This is a genomic window from Halolamina pelagica (genome assembly GCF_900115675.1).
GTDB lineage: Archaea > Halobacteriota > Halobacteria > Halobacteriales > Haloferacaceae > Halolamina > Halolamina pelagica.
Genome location: NZ_FOXI01000002.1, coordinates 124,673 through 142,241 on the forward strand (window position 1 = coordinate 124,673; position 17,569 = coordinate 142,241).

21 protein-coding genes are annotated in these 17,569 nt (G+C 70.2%); 10 read left to right on the forward strand and 11 right to left on the reverse strand.

The genetic code is table 11. From position 1 onward, the window contains the following. Both BMZ83_RS03285 and BMZ83_RS03290 read right to left on the reverse strand, forming a co-directional pair. Entirely contained in the window at positions 1-1,332 is a 1,332-nt protein-coding gene (locus BMZ83_RS03285) for an isochorismate synthase (protein ID WP_074875600.1), read from the reverse strand. A 26-nt stretch (positions 1,333-1,358) separates the two neighbouring features. Beyond that, positions 1,359-1,949 (reverse strand): sulfite oxidase-like oxidoreductase, encoded by a 591-nt coding sequence (locus tag BMZ83_RS03290; protein ID WP_074875603.1) that lies wholly within the window; start codon positions 1,947-1,949, stop codon positions 1,359-1,361. A gap of 149 nt (positions 1,950-2,098) precedes the next feature. Between BMZ83_RS03290 and BMZ83_RS03295 the strand changes: the two genes are divergently transcribed. The 4 genes from BMZ83_RS03295 (at position 2,099) to BMZ83_RS03310 (ending at position 3,612) form a co-directional block, all read left to right on the forward strand. Further along, positions 2,099-2,311 carry a DUF7120 family protein gene (locus tag BMZ83_RS03295; RefSeq protein WP_049981868.1) on the forward strand — a complete coding sequence of 71 codons (213 nt, stop codon included), beginning with the start codon at positions 2,099-2,101 and terminating at the stop codon, positions 2,309-2,311. 108 nt (positions 2,312-2,419) lie between these two features. Further along, the gene (locus BMZ83_RS03300) at positions 2,420-2,698 is read left to right on the forward strand and encodes a UPF0058 family protein (RefSeq protein ID WP_074875605.1); all 279 of its coding nucleotides are present in this window, start codon (positions 2,420-2,422) and stop codon (positions 2,696-2,698) included. Further along, positions 2,699-3,031, forward strand: a complete 333-nt coding sequence (locus tag BMZ83_RS03305; protein ID WP_074875607.1) for a DUF4112 domain-containing protein — start codon at positions 2,699-2,701, stop codon at positions 3,029-3,031. It begins immediately after the preceding gene. 173 nt (positions 3,032-3,204) lie between these two features. After that, a complete protein-coding gene (locus tag BMZ83_RS03310) occupies positions 3,205-3,612 on the forward strand; it encodes a hypothetical protein (protein WP_074875609.1) in 408 nt (135 codons plus the stop codon). A gap of 28 nt (positions 3,613-3,640) precedes the next feature. Here the strand turns inward: BMZ83_RS03310 and BMZ83_RS03315 are convergent, their stop codons facing one another. After that, positions 3,641-4,186, reverse strand: coding sequence for a GNAT family N-acetyltransferase (locus BMZ83_RS03315; RefSeq protein WP_074875612.1), 546 nt, complete (start codon positions 4,184-4,186; stop codon positions 3,641-3,643). A gap of 118 nt (positions 4,187-4,304) precedes the next feature. Here BMZ83_RS03315 and BMZ83_RS03320 point away from each other — a divergent pair, with 118 nt between their 5' ends. Then, positions 4,305-5,462 (forward strand): M24 family metallopeptidase, encoded by a 1,158-nt coding sequence (locus BMZ83_RS03320; RefSeq protein ID WP_074875613.1) that lies wholly within the window; start codon positions 4,305-4,307, stop codon positions 5,460-5,462. Positions 5,463-5,535: 73 nt separating this feature from the next. Further along, positions 5,536-7,281 carry a rhomboid family intramembrane serine protease gene (locus BMZ83_RS03325; RefSeq protein WP_074875615.1) on the forward strand — a complete coding sequence of 582 codons (1,746 nt, stop codon included), beginning with the start codon at positions 5,536-5,538 and terminating at the stop codon, positions 7,279-7,281. A gap of 27 nt (positions 7,282-7,308) precedes the next feature. On the opposite strand, the gene surE is transcribed toward BMZ83_RS03325, so the two are convergent. From surE to BMZ83_RS03340, 3 genes are read right to left on the reverse strand one after another with little or no spacing between them, the layout of a single operon-like run. Next, a complete protein-coding gene (gene surE / locus BMZ83_RS03330; RefSeq protein ID WP_074875618.1) occupies positions 7,309-8,097 on the reverse strand; it encodes a 5'/3'-nucleotidase SurE in 789 nt (262 codons plus the stop codon). 45 nt (positions 8,098-8,142) lie between these two features. Next, a complete protein-coding gene (locus BMZ83_RS03335) occupies positions 8,143-8,949 on the reverse strand; it encodes an HAD-IIA family hydrolase (protein ID WP_074875620.1) in 807 nt (268 codons plus the stop codon). 47 nt (positions 8,950-8,996) lie between these two features. Further along, positions 8,997-9,440 carry a DUF4112 domain-containing protein gene (locus tag BMZ83_RS03340; protein WP_074875622.1) on the reverse strand — a complete coding sequence of 148 codons (444 nt, stop codon included), beginning with the start codon at positions 9,438-9,440 and terminating at the stop codon, positions 8,997-8,999. Positions 9,441-9,526: 86 nt separating this feature from the next. On the opposite strand from BMZ83_RS03340, the gene BMZ83_RS03345 reads away from it, so the two are divergent. The 4 genes from BMZ83_RS03345 to BMZ83_RS03360 all read left to right on the forward strand — a co-directional run bounded on the left by BMZ83_RS03345 (position 9,527) and on the right by BMZ83_RS03360 (position 13,155). Then, entirely contained in the window at positions 9,527-10,186 is a 660-nt protein-coding gene (locus BMZ83_RS03345; RefSeq protein WP_074875624.1) for a hypothetical protein, read from the forward strand. Between the two features lie 61 nt (positions 10,187-10,247). Then, entirely contained in the window at positions 10,248-11,009 is a 762-nt protein-coding gene (locus tag BMZ83_RS03350) for a GTP cyclohydrolase III (protein ID WP_074875626.1), read from the forward strand. Between the two features lie 351 nt (positions 11,010-11,360). Then, complete coding sequence (locus BMZ83_RS03355; protein WP_074875628.1) at positions 11,361-12,269, forward strand: hypothetical protein; 909 nt, start codon at positions 11,361-11,363, stop codon at positions 12,267-12,269. A 64-nt stretch (positions 12,270-12,333) separates the two neighbouring features. Continuing rightward, entirely contained in the window at positions 12,334-13,155 is an 822-nt protein-coding gene (locus BMZ83_RS03360; protein WP_074875630.1) for a BtpA/SgcQ family protein, read from the forward strand. 147 nt (positions 13,156-13,302) lie between these two features. Here BMZ83_RS03360 and BMZ83_RS03365 read toward each other — a convergent pair whose 3' ends face one another. The 5 genes from BMZ83_RS03365 to BMZ83_RS03385 all read right to left on the reverse strand — a co-directional run bounded on the left by BMZ83_RS03365 (position 13,303) and on the right by BMZ83_RS03385 (position 17,478). Then, positions 13,303-13,971, reverse strand: coding sequence for an alpha/beta hydrolase (locus BMZ83_RS03365; protein WP_074875632.1), 669 nt, complete (start codon positions 13,969-13,971; stop codon positions 13,303-13,305). Further along, positions 13,968-15,113, reverse strand: coding sequence for a VOC family protein (locus tag BMZ83_RS03370; RefSeq protein ID WP_079990098.1), 1,146 nt, complete (start codon positions 15,111-15,113; stop codon positions 13,968-13,970). The genes BMZ83_RS03365 and BMZ83_RS03370 overlap by 4 nt, the downstream gene beginning before the upstream one ends. After that, positions 15,110-15,751 (reverse strand): VOC family protein, encoded by a 642-nt coding sequence (locus BMZ83_RS03375; protein ID WP_074875633.1) that lies wholly within the window; start codon positions 15,749-15,751, stop codon positions 15,110-15,112. Before BMZ83_RS03375 ends, BMZ83_RS03370 begins: the two co-directional genes overlap by 4 nt. A gap of 89 nt (positions 15,752-15,840) precedes the next feature. After that, on the reverse strand, positions 15,841-16,440 hold the full coding sequence (locus BMZ83_RS03380; RefSeq protein ID WP_074875634.1) for a DUF5789 family protein: 600 nt from the start codon (positions 16,438-16,440) through the stop codon (positions 15,841-15,843). Between the two features lie 60 nt (positions 16,441-16,500). Continuing rightward, positions 16,501-17,478 (reverse strand): carbohydrate kinase family protein, encoded by a 978-nt coding sequence (locus BMZ83_RS03385; RefSeq protein WP_074875636.1) that lies wholly within the window; start codon positions 17,476-17,478, stop codon positions 16,501-16,503. Between the last annotated feature and the right edge of the window lie 91 nt (positions 17,479-17,569).

Below are 17,569 nucleotides of genomic sequence, written 5' to 3' on the forward strand. Positions count from 1 at the left end.
TCAGTCTTCCCGCTCCAGCGCCGCCAGAATCGGTTCGAACTTCAACCCGACCTCCTCCCACTCGTCCGCCGGATCGCTGTCGGCGACGATGCCGTTGCCCGCGAACAGCGTCGCGCGGCGCCCGCCAGCGACGGCCGAGCGGATCCCGACCGCGAACTCGCCGTCGCCGTGGGCGTCGAACCAGCCGACGGGGGCGGCGTACCAGCCGCGCTCGAACGTCTCCGTCTCGCGGATGACGCGCTCGGCGGTCTCGGGCGGGAGGCCACCGACTGCGGGCGTCGGGTGGAGTGCGTCGACGAGGTCGAGCACGTGGGGATCGCCGTCGAGGTCGGCCTCGATGGGCGTGTGGAGGTGCTGGACCGTCGCGAGTTTCCGGACGCCCTGCTCGGCGACGGTCACCTCGCCCATCGGCGCGAGCCGCTCCTCGATCGCCTCGGCGACCAGCGCCTGCTCGTGCTGGAGCTTCTCGCTCTCGAGCAGCGAATCGGCCAGCGCGGCGTCCTCCTCGGGCGTGTCGCCGCGGGCGACCGTGCCGGCGAGCGCGTCCGTCCGCGCGTGATCGCCGTCGAGGTTGACCAGCCGTTCGGGCGGGACGCCGAAGAAGCCGGCCTCGTCTGTCGGCTGGATCAGGAAGCGGAAGCAGTCGGGGTAGGAGCGCCGCAGGCGTTCGAGCGCGTCAGAGATCGCGACCTCCGCCTCCAGCGTGACCGCGAGCGCGACCGCGAGCACGACCTTCCGGAGGTCGCCGGACTCGATTCGCTCGACCGCGGACTCGATCCCCGCGGCCCACGCCGCTTCGGTCGTGGTGCGACGGCTCGCGACGACGCCCGGTTGGTCGCCCACGGGGCGCATCGCCGGGAGCCGGGCGATCTCGTCGGCGACGGCCGCCAACTCGGCTTCGAGCGCGTCCGTGTCGCCGTCGACGCGGGTGACCGTGAGGCGGGTAGCGTCGTCGGTGCGGACCAACTGGATCCGCGGGAGCACGAACGTGGCCGGGGGGAACCCCTCCCACGGCGGCGCCGGCTCGTGGTCGTCGTGGAACGCCGCGCCGCCGAAGAACCGGGGTCTGGCTGGTCCGTCGGGCGTCGTCGCGCCCGCGAACGCCGTTTCGGCGGCGTCCCTGACCGTTTCGAACCGCTCGGCGCCGTCGCTCGTGAGTCGGACTGCCTCGCCGGCGCCGACCACTTCCAGCCCGTCCGGGGCGGCCCAGTGGACGCGTGGCGCGCCTCGCCCGGCGAGAAAGGCACGGAACGAGACGTCCGGCACCTCCCGGCTCCGGGAAACGAGCGTCGTCTCTGCCGGATCGACACCGGCCTGCCGCGATGACTCCATCTACTCCTCCTTTTCGGGGGTCGGCCCTAACTGTACCGCTCCTCGTTCCACGGGTTCGCGGAGTCGGAGTAGCCACGCTTCTCCCAGTAGCCGAGTTCGGACTCGGTGAGGAACTCGACGCCGCTCACCCACTTCGCGCCCTTGTAGGCGTACTTGTGTGGGGTAACGACCCGAAGCGGGCCGCCGTGTTCGGCGGGCAGGGGCTCGCCGTCGAACGCCCAGACGAACATGACCTCCCGGCGGTCACACTCCGCGAGCGTGAGGTCCGTCGTGTAACCGTCGTGGGCGTGGAACATGACGTGCTCGGCCTCGTCGTCGACGCCGACGGCCTCGGCGAGTTCCGGGAACGGGAGCCCCGTGAACTCGCAGTCGAACTTCGACCAGCCCGTGACGCAGTGGAAGTCCTGGATCTGGGTCTCGGGCGCCAGTTCACGGAACTCGTCGGCGCTGAACTCGCGTTCGTCGGCGACGGCGCCGGAGACGGTGAACGTCCAGTCGTCGTCGACGGCGGGCGTGTCGCCCTTCGAGAGGACGGGGAAGCTGTCGGTGCGTCGCTGCCCGGGCGGGAGGCGTTCGCCGCCGAACTCCTCGTACAGCGCCGTCACGTCCGTAGTCATACGGGATGGAAGTGGGTCGGCTCACCTATGGGTGTCGGATCCGGAACCGTCGAGGGAGTCCGAGCCGGGAATTCGTGCCGCCGAGGGATACGACGCGGGGAGACGCGGCAACGAGCTTAAATACCCGCTGCGATAAACTCCTCTGACAGATGCCGAAGGTCGATCTCACAGTCCCCGAGCACTTGGAAATGCAGATCGCACAGCTCGTCGAGCAGGGCGAGTTCGTGGACCGAAACGAGGCCGTCGAGGAACTCCTCTCCACCGGACTGAAAGCCTACAAGACCAGCGGCCCGATGGACGACGAGGAGCCCGAGTACGAGGACGAGGGCATGATGGGCCACGAGGACGAGTACGTCTTCTGAATCGGGTTTTCGTGCGGTTCGCCTGCTCCGTGAGTCGTGTCCGTCTCGCCCCTGATCGTGAGAGATTTCCCCAATAACGTTTAACCCCCGGAACCGCGTGGTTCGGGTATGCACAAGGACGAACTGCTCGAGCTCCACGAACAGATGGTGATCATCATGGAGAACTTCCGGGAGCGTGAGGACGTCGAACCCGGAACCTTCGACGAGTACGACGAACTCGACGTGGACCCCTCCCACGTCCACAAATCCAAGAGCGAACACAAACACGCCGTGTTCGTGCTGGGCAACGCGCTCGCGAGCGCGATGAGCGACGACGAGTTCTCCTCGGCCGGCCGGATCGGCAAGCGCATGCAGGAACTCGCTGAGGACGCCGAGAGCCGCCTGTAGATGGCTGAACCGGTCCGACTGACCCGTGCCCGCCGTGTCGCGGATCTCCTCGACGCCGCGTTCACGCTGCCCGTGGTCGGGAAAGTTGGGTTCGACGGGCTGATCGGGCTGCTGCCGGTGATCGGCGACTGGGCGATGGCGATCCCGTCGCTGTACGTCGTCTACCAGGGCTACCGGCTCGGCCTGCCGAAACGCACCGTCGCGTGGATGCTCCTGCTGCTCGTCGTCGAGGCCGTCGCCGGGAGCGTCCCGGTCGTCGGCGACGCCCTCGACATCGCGTGGAACGCCAACCAGCGCAACGTCGCCCGGATCGAGCGCCACGTGGGTGGGTAACCGACACGGCGGGGTTCCGCCGGAGCTTCCGTGCTCCGGTCACCAGTACTCCGCCGTGGTCGTGTCGTAACCCATACGCCGTGGTTCCGCCGGAGCCCCCGTGTTTCGGCTGCTGTTTCTCCGCCGACGCGAACCGACCCGTTTTTTGATGGAATCGGGCTCACCCGTCCCGCATGGCAGACGAGTCAGGCGAGATAAGCGACCAACTCCTCACGATCCTCGGCGTCGGCTCCGGCGTGATGCAGCTCGCGGTGTTCACCTGGGTCGGCGTGATGCTCTTCGACAACGCCGTCTACGGTGTCGCGGTGGGAGTGTTCTCCGGCGTCGGGGCGTTCCTCTTCGTCCCCTGGTTGCTGAGCTACTCAGCCGCTCAGGAGGCTGCGAGCCCCGAGCCGGCCGGCGAGCGCATCGCCCGCAGCACCGGGCCGGGGGTGTTCGGCTTGGGGCTGGAACTCGGCGCGATCACGATGCTCGCACTCGGGTTCGTGCAGGAGCCGCCCGCGCTGCTGTTGGGCGTCGCGAGCGCGCTCGTCGTCGGCGTCGGCGTCTACCTCCTCGGCTCGTTCGTACTGGAGGCGTAGCGCGGCGTCGACGCGACTGGCGTCCTCCTCAGAGCGTTCGGGACATCCGGTGGGCGGCCCCCATCGGGTTGACCGTCGAGAAGCCGGCGCGACTGTAGAACCGCTGGATCCCGCGCTTCCAGGACTCCACCGTGAGCCAGATGTACTCGACGCCCTGCTCCCGGGCGTGGCCCAGCCCGGCGGCCATGAGTTCGGTGCCGATCCCCGCGTGCTGGTACTCCTGGTGGACGAAGATCGCGAGTTCGTGGCGGTCGGTCCCGTCGGGAACGAAGCTGACGTGCCCCACGGGCTCGCCGTCGTGCAGCGCGACGACGTTCACTCCCTCGAGGAGTCCCTCGATCCACGTCCGGATCTCGTCGGCCTGAATCGGCGGCGTCCCCTGCGCCCGCTGTTCGGGGTCAAACGCGTCGTACATCTCGACAAGTCCCTCGACGTCCCCGTCGCGGAACGGACGGATCCGGATCTCCCGCTCCTCGCCGTCGACGACCGTCGACGGGGGGTCGGTCGGTCGGATCCGTGGGGGCCTGATCCGGGCCAGTAGCCCGCGAACGCCCCGGCGTGCCTTCTCGATCATTCGCGTTCCCTCGGTGTTCGGTCACACGTGACATGCCGAGCCACATAAACACCCGCCCGAGGTCGCGCGGCGGATCCGCTCCCCCGGAAGCTAAGCCCCGCCCGCGACAGGGGCGGGTATGGACGAGCGACTCGTCGCCGAGAAAGTCGAACAGGCCCGCGACGCCGTCGCCGACAGCGACGCCGACGCGTGGGTGATCTTCTGCCGGGAGACCGACGAGATCCACGAGCCGACCCTGCCGTACGTGCTGGGGTTCGACGTGGTCTGGCCGACCGCCGTCGTCGTCGGGGCGGAGGACTCGACGGTGATCCTGGGCCAGCACGACGCCCCGAGCGCCGAGGAACTGGGTGTTCACGAGGTCCGCCCGTACGACGAATCGATCCGGGAACAGCTCCGTGCGGCGCTGTCGCGGATCTCCGCCGACACGGTCGCCGTCAACTTCGATCGCGACGACAACGTCGCAGACGGGCTCACCCACGGGATGTACCTCCGACTCGACGATCTGTTGCCCGACCGGGAGTTCGTCGGCGCCGGCGACATCGTCGCCGACGTGCGCGGGCTCAAGTCCGAGACCGAACAGGAGCGCATCGACGCCGCCGCCGAGACGACGCTCGACCTCCTCCACGACGCCGCCGACGAGTGGACGCCCGACACCACCGAGGCCGAGGTCGCGGACTACCTCCACGGGCGAATGCGCGAGGCGGGCTACGAGGGCGCGTGGTCGTGGGAGTACTGCCCGACGGTCCACGCCGGCGGCGCCGCCGACGTTGGCCACACGCTCCCCGGCGACCGAACGGTCCCCGAGGGCGAACTCCTCCACGTCGACTTCGGCGTCGTGCAGGACGGGTACGCGGCCGACCTCCAGCGGCTCTGGGTCAACGGTGAACCGCCGGAGGGACTCGTCGAGGCGTTCGAGGACGTGCGCGCGGCCATCGAGGCGGGGTACGAGGAGCTCGAACCCGGCGCCGTCGGCCATCGCGTGGACGCTCGAGCGCGCGCGGAACTGGTCGCGCGGGACCGGGACCTGTTCGACCACGCGTTCGGCCACCAGGTCGGTCGCAGCGCCCACGACGGCGGCACGCTGCTCGGGCCGGAGTGGGAGCGCTACGGCGAGTCCGTGGAGGGCGAGGTCCGCCCCGGCGAGGTGTACACGATGGAACTCGGCCTCGACACCGAGTGGGGCTACGTCGGCCAGGAGGAGATGGTCCGGGTGACCGAGGACGGCACCGAGTACGTCGTCGACCCCCAGACGTCGCTCCGGCGACTCGACGAATAGTCCTGCCGGCGCATCCGCTGCACTCCGCCACGGCAGCCGAGCTTTCAAGTCCGGTGACGGCACTACTACGTCCATGTCCGTCTCGCCGGTCCTCCAGTTCGGGGGCGTGCCGTGGGCGCTCCTCCAACGCCTGTTCGTCGTCGGCGCACTGCTCGGCGGCGCCGCGCTCGCGCTCACTCTCGACGACGGTCGCCTCCTGACCCGCCTTCGCGAGCGGTTCGTCTTCGGCGTGCCGTGGGGGACCGTCGTCACCGTCCTGGGGATTCTCGGGGTGTACCTGTTCGTCCAAGGGGGCTACGGCCACTGGTACCGCCCTGTCGTGCTCCCGTTCCGCGCGTGGTCCTACTTCGAACCGCTGGGGATGCTCGTCGCCGGGTTCGCCCACGCCGGCCCGGGCCACCTCCTCGGGAACCTCTTCGGCGCGCTCACGCTCGCCCCCGTCGTCGAGTACGCGGTCGGGCACTACCCGCCGGAGCAACGCGACCCCGACGTGCCGGTGGCTGGCGTCGAACCGCCACCGGAGCCGTCGGCGTCCCGCGGTCGACTCGATGCGCTCCGTCGCAACCCGAAAGCGCGCGCGTTCCTCCTGTTCCCGCTCGCGGTCGCCGTCGTCGGCGTCGTACTCACGCTGTTCACCGTCGGCGCCGTGATCGGCTTCTCGGGGGTCGTGTTCGCGTTCGCCGGGTTCGCGCTGGCGCGCTACCCGCTCGCGGCGGTGCTGGCGCTGGTCGCGTCGGACCTGCTGAACCTCGTCTACAACGCGCTCCAGAACCCAACCGTCACTGCGTCGGGGCGCTCGCGGTTCGTCACGCCGTGGTGGGCCGACATCGCGATCCAGGGGCACGCGATCGGGCTGCTCGTCGGCGTCGTCCTGGCGGCCGTGCTGCTCCGTCGACGCGACGGGACGACGCCGTCGCCGACGCGGCTCTGGAGCGGTGGGGTGCTGCTCGCCGCCAGCCAGTCGCTTTGGGCGGTGTACTGGTACCGCGGCGGCACCGAGTACGTGCTCTACCGTGCGGCCGGCCTCGGCCTCGTCGCGCTGGCGGCGACCGTGATCGTCGTCGCCGTCGCCGGGCCGGACTGGTCGCCGTTCTCGCCTGGGAGCGGGGAAACGACGACTGACGGCGACGAATCCCGGCTCAGGGACCTCTCGGTGCGACAGCTCGGGCTCGTCGCCATCGTGATCACGGCCGCACTCTTCTCGGGCCCCGCGGTCGCGGTCAACCTCGTCTCGACCGAGGGCGATCTGCCGGGCGAGCCGGCGACCGTGCGGGGCTACGAGGTCACCTACGCCGAGGGCGTCGAGAACGAGATGGTGTCGGCGATCCCCGTCACCCTGTTCGGCGAGACGACCCAGGTCACCACTTCGGGGGTGATCGTCGCCAACCCCGACAGGAAGATCTGGCTCTCGGTCGTCCCCCGTGGGCGACTCGCGGCGAACGGCCGGGCGACGGTCGTCGTCGGCGGGATCGGGTGGCGGGACACCGTGACGGCAGTCCGGCGCGGGTGGACTGCCGTCGGCGGCGACACCGCCTACGCCGTCGCGCTCGACCACGACGCCCAGCGGCGGACGGTGTTCACCTCCGCCCCCGCGCAGGCCGAGCCACGGATCGCGCACCAGAACGTCTCCGTCGCCGCCGGGAACGACTCGTTCTACCTTCTCGTGAGCGAGGGGAACGAGACGGTCCGGCGGCCGCTCCCCGGCACGAACGAGTCGGTCACTGTGCGGAACGTGACGTTCTACGGGGAGGACGGCCGTGTCGTCGCCGTTCACAACGGAACCCGGGTGACGGTACTGCGCGAAGAGACGTACGACTGAGTCGGTCAGCGTCGACTCGGCCAGTCGCTATCTGTACGTCGCCGCAACGTCGTCGAGACGGTCGTGGCGTTCGACGGTGTGCGGCGCCGTCAGCGGCGAGACGCTGATCTGCCCGTCGACGACGGCACGTCGGTCCGTCCCGTTCTCGTCGGGGATGTCGCCGTTCTGCATCCGCTGCCAGACCCGGTCCTCGAGCCGGATCGTGTCCCCGTCGAAGTCGGCGGTCATGGCGTACAGCGGGGAGGGATCAGTGACGACCATCGGCGGCCGCTCCGGGGCGTCGTCGGGGGCGGGCGCGTTGACGTTGAGATAGTCGACCTGCTCGAACACGCCGGAATCCAGGGATTCCTCGACCAGGTACGCCGCGGCGTCGGCGGCGTCCGCGTAGGCCTCTTTGGGTGGAGCGATGTTCTCGAAATCCTCGTCGTCGGCGGTCGGGACGTACTGGGAGACGGCCATCGCGGGCACGTCGAAGAACGCCGCCTCGACGGCCGCCGAGACGGTCCCGGAGCGGCCCATCACGTAGGCGCCGAGGTTCGCGCCCTTGTTACAGCCCGCGACGACGATGTCCACGTCGGGACAGAGCGCTTCGATGCCGGCGATCACGCAGTCGACGGGCGTCCCTTCGACGGTGTAGCCGAGTTCGTACTCGTGGACCGTCGCCTCGAAGGAACGGGCGCGGCCGACCGCGCTCTGGTTCGAGTACGGCGCGACGGCGATGGGGTCCCCCACCTCGTCCAGGGCGTCGTAGAGCGCCCGGAACCCCGGGCTCTCGATCCCGTCGTCGTTGGTCACCAGAATGCGTGGCTCGCTCATGCTCGGCGATGGGACGGAATCGCGGTTAAGCGGTTCGACTCCGAGTCAGCGATCGCCGTCCAGTATCGGCCCGATGTCGGCGAGGGAGTCGACGACGAAATCAGGGGTGACCGGGGACCGCTCGATCCGTGACTCGCCGCGCACGCCCGACCGCACGAGCACGGTCGTCATCTCCCCGGCGCCCAGTGCGATATCGGTGTCGAGCCGGTCGCCGACGACCAGACAGTCCGCGGCCTCACAGTCCAGGCGATCCAGCGCCAACTCCCGCGTGATCCCGTGGGGCTTGCCGAGCACGGCCTCGGGTTCGCGCTCGACCGCGGCTGTGACGGACGCGATCATCGACCCCGATCCCGGCACGTCGCCGTCGGCGGCCGGGATGACGGCGTCGGGATCGGTCCCCACGACGGGGAGGTTTTCGCTCCGGATGGACCGGACGGCAGTTGTGAGCGTGTCGTAGTCGAACTCCCGATCGAGCGACACCACCGCCACGTCGGCGCCGCGCTCGGGGTTCCCGTGCCGACCCGCGACGACGACGTCGAACCCTGCACTCTCCAACTGTTCGCGCAGGCCGCGCTCGCCGACGAGATATACAGTGTCGCTGGGGTAGTGGCGACCGAGGTACGCGACCGTGCTCGCGCCGGCCGTGAGGATTTCGTCGGGGGCAGCGTCGACGCCAGCGCGCCGGAGTTTCTCGGCGTAGGCGGTCGGCGGTCGGGTCGGGTTGTTGGAGACGAACAGGCGCGGGATCGACCGCGTATCGAGCGCTGCCAACCCATCGGCGGCGCCGGGGAGTCGCTCCTCACCGCGCAACACCGTCCCGTCCACGTCGAGGATCGCCCCCTGGTACACCATATCACCCGGTACGCGGGCGAACACGAAAAACCGCCGGCTCGGTGTGACTACTCGACGGGTATCTCGACGACCGTTCGGTCGTCGTCGTCACCGCTCTTCTCGGGGAACAGATCGTCGACCGCCGCCTCCACGTTCCACGTGTTGGCCTTGAACACGGCGTCGAACACCGGGCCGACGACGGGGATCGATCCGCCGACGGCGTCGACGCTGATCCGGCCCAGCATACCCAGAAGCGTCGTAAAGGAGACGCCGAGCCGTGCCGACTCGATCACGATGTACAGCGAGATCCCCGCGCTGAGTGCGTCGCCGACCCCGGGGAGCATCGAGAGCAGCGGATCGACGCCGATCCGGTACTCGATCACCGGGATCTCGATCGACTCGTCGAGCACCATCGCGACGGTCCGCATCCGCTCGAGCGCCGCGCGGTCGACCGATTCTGGCACGTCTGCCGGGTCGATACCGTCGAACGCCGCCGCGACGTCGTCACCCATACGTCCACGTTGGGCGTTGACGGGGGTAAACGCTGTGGCGGGCCGGTGCCGCCGAGAGTTAAGCACTGTCGGCCCGAACGGTACGTATGAGCACGCTCGAGGTCGTCGACCGGTGGGATGGCGGCATCAGTTGGACGTTGGCGGACGAGGTCGACCGTATGCATCGGACCAGTCACGCGATCGAGACCGAAGCCGGCGTCTGGGTGATCGACCCCATCGACGCCCCGGGGCTCGACGACGAACTCGCGTCGCTGGGGGACGTGGTCGGGGTGACGCTGCTGCTGGACCGCCACAAGCGCGACGGCGCGGCGGTCGCCGAGCGCCACGACGTTCCCGTCTCCCTGCCCGAGACGCTCGCCGGCGTCGCCGACGAGCTCGAGTGCGAGACGACGGTGTACAGCCGGGCGCTCCCGGAGACGGATTTCCGGACGATTACCGTGGTCGACAACCGGTTCTGGCACGAGGTGGCGCTCTACGAACGCGAGCGCGATACGCTGATCGTCCCCGAGGCCGTCGGAACGGTCGAGTTCTTCAGGACCGACGGGGAGCGGCTCGGGGTCCACCCGGCGCTGCGGCTGTTCCCGCCGCGGAAAGCGCTCGGGACGCTCGGGCCCGACCGCGTGGTCGTCGGGCACGGGCCTGGCGTGTTCGACGACGCCGCCACCGCGCTCCGGGTCGCCCTGGCTCGGTCGCGCAAGAGCGCGCCGAAGTACTACGCCGGCCTGCTGCTGTCGCCGCTGCGGTAGGGGTTCCACACATTCGGGAATACCAAACTACAACTGCGCGACCCGCCCATCTCGGCCCGAGATGAGTCGGCTGCAGCTCACCCACATCCAGATCGACAACTACGGCCCGTGGACCGTCGAACCCGAACCCCGGCGCGAGATGGACCTTCAAACGCTCCAGTCCCGGCTGTTCGCGGACATCGCGCAGTTCGTCGGCTCCCGGGACGGCTACGCCTTCTTCACCCGGTTCGACAACATGGTCGCCGTCACCAACGGCCTCGACGGGGCGGATCACGAACTCCTCCAGGAGTCGATCGGGAACCGCTACCCGATCTCGGTCAGCCTCGGGACGGCCGTCGATTCCGTGCCGATCGAGGCCCTCGAAGGGGCGACTGAACGTGTTCAGGAGGCCGGCAGTGCCCAGGACCACGGTCGACGCGAGGTCCTCGCCGGCGAGTACCGCCCGCCGGAAGCCGACGACGTGGCGATCGCCCACTTCGACGTGAACGACGCGACCGGGAAGTACACAGACCGGCTGAACGAGTTCGACTCGTTCATCCGTATCGAGCAGGCCTACGCCAGCCTGATGCGACACATGCGCGAGGCCCACGGCGCGCTCTCCTTCTTCGTCGGCGGCGACAACGTCATCGCGGTCGTCCCGGGGATGAGCGAGGCCGAGTACGAGGCGGCCATCGACCACGTCAGCGAGGAGGCCGACGTGGAACTCAAGGTCGGCGTCGGCCACGGCCCCACGCCGCACGACGCCGGGATCGCCGCCAAGCACGCACTCGAAGACTGCCGGTACGACGGGACACGGGTCGAGTTCGCCGACGAGGCGCACTGAGACCGGGTTTGTCACTGCCGCCGGGACACGGCTCCCCGATTCCGTCCCGTCGCTGCTGTCACGCCGGCGTCGCTCCCTCGGGCGTTCGTCAAGGAGGTAGCCGACCAGCGTGAGCGAAAGCAGTAGCGCGGCGGGGGACCCCGCGAACGTTCGCTGACCGTCCTCAGGTCCCTCGCTCGCAAGGACGCGCACGATACCGGCGAGGCCGAGTACCACACCGACGACCCGCAACGGCCGTCACGGCTGTTCGCACTCCGGAGACGGCGCCGCTCTACGTGGCCGCCCTCCCGGTAACTCGGGACCGCATCCCCTTCCGCAACCGCTTTTTCCGTCGGGCCCCTCGTTCGGTCAATGACTGAGCCGGTACCCGTCGCAGTTCCCCGGAAGGGGCGGCCGCTGGAGGCGGTGCTGGAGCGGGTCGCCGCCGTCGCCGACACCGAGGACGCCGAGGCGACGGTCGATCAGGTGACCTCCGTGCTCCGCTACGAGAAGGCGATCACGAAGGGCGAACAGGCCGCCGAGAAGGGGAGCTACGAGCGACTCGCTGAGTACTCCGCGCCCGCCGACCCGACCGGGCCGGAGTTCACGCTCCTTCGGGACGACCGCGAGGGGAAACCACGGCGGATCGTCTTCGATAGCCTCACGGTCGCACTCGACGGGACGCCGGTGCATCTCGTGGGTCGCGAGGAGCCGTTCCGCGCGCTCCGAACTCACGAGTTCGCGCTCGGCTTCGACGCCGCCGACCTGGTGCTGGAGGAGGTCGTCTCGCTCGGCCCCGAGGGGGTGTCGAACCTCGCCGGCGTCAACGAGCGCATCGACCCGACGGAGTCCGACGTGCGCGTGGTCACCGGGCTCGGTGATACGGTCTATCACACCCTGCTCGGGACCCCAGAGATCGCCCCGTCCGGCACCGAACTCGACCGGGAGTTCCTCACCGAGTACGAGGGGCCGATGTGTATCTCGCCGCGCTACGAACGGCTGGTGGAGGCGGTCCTGGGGATGGACGCGCTCGAGGGGATCGAGTTCGTCTACCCCGAGAACGGGCAGGAGGAGGAGGCCGCCATCGCGGAGGCGGGCGTCGGCGTCTACCTCACCGTCACCGGGAACACCGCCCGCGATCACGGGCTCGTCCTGGGCGAGCAGCTGTTCCCAAGCGAGACCGTGTTGCTCGAGAACACCGCCGAGGTCGACGCCGGGATCGAGACCGTCCGGTCGATCATCACCGGCGGCCTCCGCGAGCAGACGGAGCTCTGGGCGTAGTTCCGCGGCCCCGCTTTCGGCCCGGAGTCGTCAGAGCTTACCCGACACGGCTCCACGCCCGGCTATGGATCTCGAAGCCACGTTCGGCCACAGCCAGCCCGTCATCGGGATGGTGCACCTCGACCCGTTACCGGGGGCGCCGAAGTTCGACGGCGACCGCGACGCCGTGATCGACCGAGCCCGCGCCGACGCCCGGGCGCTCGACGCCGGCGGCGTCGACGCCGTCATGGTGGAGAACTTCGGCGACGCGCCGTTCTACCCCGACGACGTCCCCAAACACGTCGTCGCCTCGATGACCCGCGCCGCGGGTGCGGTCGCCGACGAGGTGGACCTCCCGGTGGGCGTGAACGTGCTCCGGAACGACGCCGCCGCGGACCTGGCGGTCGCACAGGCCGTCGGCGCCGACTTCATGCGTGTCAACATTCACACCGGCGCCCGCGTGGCCGACCAGGGGATCATCGAGGGCAAGGCCTACGAGACGATGCGCGAACGCGACCGGCTCGGCGCCGACGTGGCGGTGCTCGCCGACCACGACGTGAAACACTCCGCACCGATCGCCGCGGAGGACTTCACCGCCGAGTCGTTCGCCGACAACGTCGAGCGCGGGCTGGCCGACGCCACGGTCGTCTCGGGGATGGGGACCGGCCACGCGGTCGACCGGGAGGAGCTCCGAGCGGCTGCCGACCGCCGGGAGGAGTTCGGGCTGGACGTGCCGCTGCTCGTCGGCAGCGGCGTCACCGCCGACACGGTCGGGGAGATCCTCTCGGTCGCCGACGGCGTCGTCGTCGGCACCGCGCTCAAGGCCGGCGACGCCTCCGGCGACCCCGTGAGCGAGGAGCGAACCCGGGAGCTGGTCGCGGCCGCCGACGAGGTCCGGGAGCCCTGACCGTCGCCGACGCGGTCGCTCACGGGGCTGGCGAACAGGCGACCGCCGCGATCACCCGAGGCGCGTGGTCGCACACCCGCTGACGCCCCGGGCCAGTTCTCAGCGCATCGACGGGCGTGGCCGCGCTCTCCCGCATAAACCCTCGGGTCAGTCGAGTAGATCGTCGAGCGTCTCGCGGATCCACGCCATCTCGTCGTCGTTCACCTGGTGACCCAGGTCGTCGTAGAGTCGCTCCGTCACGTCGGCGCCGCGCTCGCGGTAGGCAGCCGCCGACTCGTGGACCCGCGATTCGGGGATGTGCGGGTCGGTGTCGTCACAGCCGAAGAACGCGGGCGTCCCCTCGAGACTCGCGTCGGCGGCGTCGGGCCAGGTGGTACCGTCAGCGCCGATCAGGCCGCCGCTGAGTGCGGCCAGCCCGCCGTAGCGCTCGGGATTGCGGTAGACGTACTCGCTCGCGAGACAGGCCCCCTGCGAGAAGCCGCCGACGAGCACCTTCCCCAGCGGGATCCCGGCGTCGAGCGCGACGCCGACGGCGTCGTCGACGGCCCGGAGCGCCGAGTCGAGGTGGGACTGGTTCGCCTGGCGGTCGGCCATGAACGAGTTCGGATACCAGGTGTTGTGGTACGCCTCGGGGGCGACGTAGGCGACGCCGGAGCGCCCGAGTTCGTCCGCGAGGTCGAGCATGCTCCCCGGCCGCGCACCGCGACCGTGGAGCAACACGATCGCGGTTTCGGCCGCCCGCTTCGGCGCGCCGGCGGTCTCGATCGGCTGCCCGGCGTGGGGCCCGTCGCCGCCGACGGTGAGCCCGTCAGTCATCGGTTTCCCCCCGGTGCAGCAGGTCGATCCGTGTCGCTGTCTCCTGAATCATCGTCTCGGACTGGGTTGTCGAGTGGTGGTAGTTGTTCGCGCAGCATCGCCTCGTCCTCGCGGAGCCACGGCGGCAGGCGGAGGTCGCTACCGAGGTCTGCGATCGGTTCGTCGCGCGTGATGCCGGGCCCGTCGGTCGCCAGTTCGAACAGGACGCCGCCGGGGTCCCGGACGTAGACGGAGCGGAAGTAGTAGCGGTCCCTGGGCTGAGAGGGTCCGAGTCCGGCCTCGACCAGTCGATCGTGCCACGCGTCGAGCGCCGCCCGGTCCGGCACGCGGAGCGCGACGTGGTGGCCCGTACCCGCGCCCTCCTTCGCCCACGGCTCCTCGCGGGCGAAGAGGTCGACGCCGGTCCCGGGCGTCGGCGCTCGGGCGAGATCGGTGGTGTCGGCCTCGATCCCGTCGGTCTCGACGCCGTCGGCGCCCGCGACGTAGCGAACGCGCTCGGCCTCCTGGCCGACGAGGCCGAACCCGAACAGTTCCAGCACGCGCGCTGTGGCGTAGGGGTTGTTCGAGCGCAGCGTCGTCGAGTGCATCCCGCGGATCGCGTGCTCCGCCGGGACACGCTCGCCCCAGGGACTGACTGCGACGTTGTCGACGCCCAGCGTCCCGGCGTCGGCGCTCTCGACTAGGGCGAGGTCGAGGCCGTCGCGGTCAGTGAACCTGAGCGTCGGCTCGCCGAACCGCTCGCTCGCGTCGGCGTCGACGCCGTACTCGGCGAGTCGGTCGCGCCAGTACTCCCGGCTGCCGTCGGGGATCGCGAACGCGGTCCCGCTGGGCTGGCCTGCGCCGCGGCGCCCGCCCGGAGTGAGCGGGTAGGGAAAGGCCGTGAACGTCGTCCCGGGCGTCGCCTCGCGATCGCCGAAGTAGAGGTGGTGGACCGCCGGCTCGTCGTGGTTGACGGTCCGCTTGACGAGGCGCAGGCCGAGCACGTCCCGGTAGAACGTCACCGTCCCGTGTGGATCGCCGGAGACCACCGAGAGGTGGTGGATCCCGGGCGTGTCCGGGGCCTCCGCCGGGTCGCCGTCGGTATCGGCGTCGACGCCCGCCTCCGGGGCGAGGGTGTCGAGTTCGGGTTCCCGCTCGCTCACAGTCCCCCCGAGCCGGAGGCGGCCGTGCTCGGGATCTCGATCTCCTCGACGGGGATGCCGAGTTCCTCCAGCGCGGCGCGCATGTGCTCGTCCTTCACGTACTCGGCGCCGCTGTCGACGCGGTGGGCCTGTGCGTGGGCCAGCACTTCGCCCCGACGGTCGTCCGGGATCTCGAACTTGTCGGCCGCGAGTTCGATCGTGAGGCCGTTGTGGTCCCGGGTGTACAGCGAGTGGAAGGCGCCGCGGTCGAACTCGTTGTAGCCGTAGCCGTGGTCCTCGAGCCCCTGGGCGATCTCCGGCAGGCGTTCGCCGTCGACGCTGAAGGCCAGGTGGTGGACGCCGCCCATCCCGACGCGCTGGGGGCGGTTGTCCGAGTCCCGATCGTCGGTCACGAAGAACGTGATGATCCGGCCGTCGCCGGCGTCGAAGAAGAGGTGGGTCGCGTCGGGGTTGTCGAGGTTGGGCTGGCGCAGCACCAGCGGCATCCCGAGGATGTCGCGGTAGTACTCGACGGTGTCCTCCTCGTTACTCCCGATGAGGGTGATGTGGTCGACGCCGGAAGCCCCGACGGGGCTGTCGGGCGTCTCGGCGGTTACGGGGATGTCGCTCTCGTCCGCTTGGGTGGGTACGTCGGCCATAGTCGTCTCGTGGTACCGGATTGGCGGCCCACGGGTAAATCCGTTCCCGGACACCACCCTCACCCGGTGACGGCGGTGTTAGCGGCCGCTCAGATCCCGAGCCACTCGTCGCTCCGGACCTCGTACCCGGTGTTCCGGGTGATCTTCGCCCCCTGCCGGCGGACGTCGCGCGATTCCGGGAGTTTCCCCTTCTCCTCGATCTGCTCGATGATCCAGTCGGTGATCGCGCGAACCCCCTCGTCCTCGTCTAGGGTGTCGACCGCCTGGAGCGCCCGGATCGTCTTCTCGTAGGCGTCGCGCTGGCCCGACGAGAACTCCACGTTCGGAATCGTCTCGCTCGCCTCGACGATCCGCTTCATCGCCGACGCGACCGTCGGCCGCTGGATCCTGCTCCGGACCACTTCCGGGGCTTCGAACGTCTCGACCTCGGCCTCGGGAAGCAGTTCCTCGACGGCGTACGTCTTCTGGCCCGCCGTGACCCGGCGCTCGCCGACGGCGTCGACGATCTCGGCGCCCGTCGCGGGGAAGGAAACGGTCTCCAGTTCCGCCTCGAGCTCGTCGAGTTCGGCGTCTTCAATGGGTGGTTCGGCCTCGTCGTAGCGCTCCAGTTCGGCCTGGAGGGCGCGCTCGCGCTGGCGGCGGTCTGCGTCCTGTGCCTGCTTGTCTCGGCCTCGCTTGTCGTCTGCCATACCGTAATCTAATGGGCGAAGTGAGATAACCTTGTGGCCGGTTCGACGAACCTCGCGGGCTCAGTCCGCTCGCTCGGCGAGAAACGCGGAGACGGCCTCGCGGTCCGGCAGCCCCTCGCGAGCCCCCTCGGCGCGACAGTTGAGCGCCGCCGCGGCCGCCGCGAATCGCCCTGCTTCGTCGGCGTCGACGCCGCCGAGCAGCCAGCGCTCGGTCAGCGCCGCGGTGAACGCGTCGCCCGCCCCCGTCGTGTCGACCGCGTCCACGTCGAACGCCCGGATATCGGTCCGCTCGTCGGCCTCGAACAGCGTCGCGCCGTCGGTGCCGAACGTCACCGCGCCGCGACTGCAGCCACGGTCGCGGAGCGCGTCGACGGCCTCGTCGGCCGGGCGGTCGAGGTACGACTCGGCGGCGACTTCGGCGGTGACGAACAGGTCCGCCACCTCGACGGCGCGGTCGATCGTCGCCGGCTCCGTCCCGCGGTCCCGGAGCTCCTCGATCGGCCCCGACAGGTCGAACGCGAGCGCCGGCCCGTCCGGCTCGGCCGCGATCTCGACGATCTCGCCGGTCACCGAGTCTGGCACGTAGGCGGTCACGAACACGGCGTCGGCGGCTCGGACGGTAGGACGGGCCGAATCGTCGAGTCCGAGTCGGACCGTCGAGTCGCCCGCGGTGACGATCATCCGCTCGCCCTCGGGCCCGCGGAGGATCACGCAGTGAGTCGTCGTCCCGGGACCGCGCCGGATCAACGCCGTCGAGACGGGGCCGGCGTCGAGGTCGGCGAGGACGCGGTCGCCCAGGTCGTCGTCCCCCAGACGGGCGAGTAGGGCCGTGTCCCGGTCCAGATCGGCGAGCCCGGTCGCGACGTTGGCGCCGACGCCGCCGAAGCGCTCGGTCGCCTCGCGGGCGAACGCGCCGCCATCGGGAGCGGGGAGGTTCGTCACGTCGTAGAAGCGGTCGACCGTCGCCGCGCCGACGGCCACGAGGTCGGGGTTCGGGGCGGCGTCGGCTGCTGGAACGTCGTCGACGGCGTCGCTCATACCCGTGCTGTGTCGCGGCGGGGGATAAGTCCACGGCGGTCGAGGCGGGGTTTCGGCCGCGCGGATGAGCGAAGGCCTAAGTCCGTGTCGC

What these genes read in the sequence shown, in the direction of transcription:
- BMZ83_RS03355 (WP_074875628.1), top strand. Translation starts at nt 11,361, where the DNA reads ATGACTGAGCCGGTACCCGTCGCAGTTCCCCGGAAGGGGCGGCCGCTG.
- surE (WP_074875618.1), bottom strand. Translation starts at nt 8,097, where the DNA reads ATGAGCGAGCCACGCATTCTGGTGACCAACGACGACGGGATCGAGAGC.
- BMZ83_RS03285 (WP_074875600.1), bottom strand. Translation starts at nt 1,332, where the DNA reads ATGGAGTCATCGCGGCAGGCCGGTGTCGATCCGGCAGAGACGACGCTC.
- BMZ83_RS03310 (WP_074875609.1), top strand. Translation starts at nt 3,205, where the DNA reads ATGGCAGACGAGTCAGGCGAGATAAGCGACCAACTCCTCACGATCCTC.
- BMZ83_RS03290 (WP_074875603.1), bottom strand. Translation starts at nt 1,949, where the DNA reads ATGACTACGGACGTGACGGCGCTGTACGAGGAGTTCGGCGGCGAACGC.
- BMZ83_RS03315 (WP_074875612.1), bottom strand. Translation starts at nt 4,186, where the DNA reads ATGATCGAGAAGGCACGCCGGGGCGTTCGCGGGCTACTGGCCCGGATC.
- BMZ83_RS03380 (WP_074875634.1), bottom strand. Translation starts at nt 16,440, where the DNA reads ATGGCAGACGACAAGCGAGGCCGAGACAAGCAGGCACAGGACGCAGAC.
- BMZ83_RS03385 (WP_074875636.1), bottom strand. Translation starts at nt 17,478, where the DNA reads ATGAGCGACGCCGTCGACGACGTTCCAGCAGCCGACGCCGCCCCGAAC.
- BMZ83_RS03365 (WP_074875632.1), bottom strand. Translation starts at nt 13,971, where the DNA reads ATGACTGACGGGCTCACCGTCGGCGGCGACGGGCCCCACGCCGGGCAG.
- BMZ83_RS03295 (WP_049981868.1), top strand. Translation starts at nt 2,099, where the DNA reads ATGCCGAAGGTCGATCTCACAGTCCCCGAGCACTTGGAAATGCAGATC.
- BMZ83_RS03375 (WP_074875633.1), bottom strand. Translation starts at nt 15,751, where the DNA reads ATGGCCGACGTACCCACCCAAGCGGACGAGAGCGACATCCCCGTAACC.
- BMZ83_RS03325 (WP_074875615.1), top strand. Translation starts at nt 5,536, where the DNA reads ATGTCCGTCTCGCCGGTCCTCCAGTTCGGGGGCGTGCCGTGGGCGCTC.
- BMZ83_RS03300 (WP_074875605.1), top strand. Translation starts at nt 2,420, where the DNA reads ATGCACAAGGACGAACTGCTCGAGCTCCACGAACAGATGGTGATCATC.
- BMZ83_RS03340 (WP_074875622.1), bottom strand. Translation starts at nt 9,440, where the DNA reads ATGGGTGACGACGTCGCGGCGGCGTTCGACGGTATCGACCCGGCAGAC.
- BMZ83_RS03350 (WP_074875626.1), top strand. Translation starts at nt 10,248, where the DNA reads ATGAGTCGGCTGCAGCTCACCCACATCCAGATCGACAACTACGGCCCG.
- BMZ83_RS03335 (WP_074875620.1), bottom strand. Translation starts at nt 8,949, where the DNA reads ATGGTGTACCAGGGGGCGATCCTCGACGTGGACGGGACGGTGTTGCGC.
- BMZ83_RS03305 (WP_074875607.1), top strand. Translation starts at nt 2,699, where the DNA reads ATGGCTGAACCGGTCCGACTGACCCGTGCCCGCCGTGTCGCGGATCTC.
- BMZ83_RS03320 (WP_074875613.1), top strand. Translation starts at nt 4,305, where the DNA reads ATGGACGAGCGACTCGTCGCCGAGAAAGTCGAACAGGCCCGCGACGCC.
- BMZ83_RS03360 (WP_074875630.1), top strand. Translation starts at nt 12,334, where the DNA reads ATGGATCTCGAAGCCACGTTCGGCCACAGCCAGCCCGTCATCGGGATG.
- BMZ83_RS03345 (WP_074875624.1), top strand. Translation starts at nt 9,527, where the DNA reads ATGAGCACGCTCGAGGTCGTCGACCGGTGGGATGGCGGCATCAGTTGG.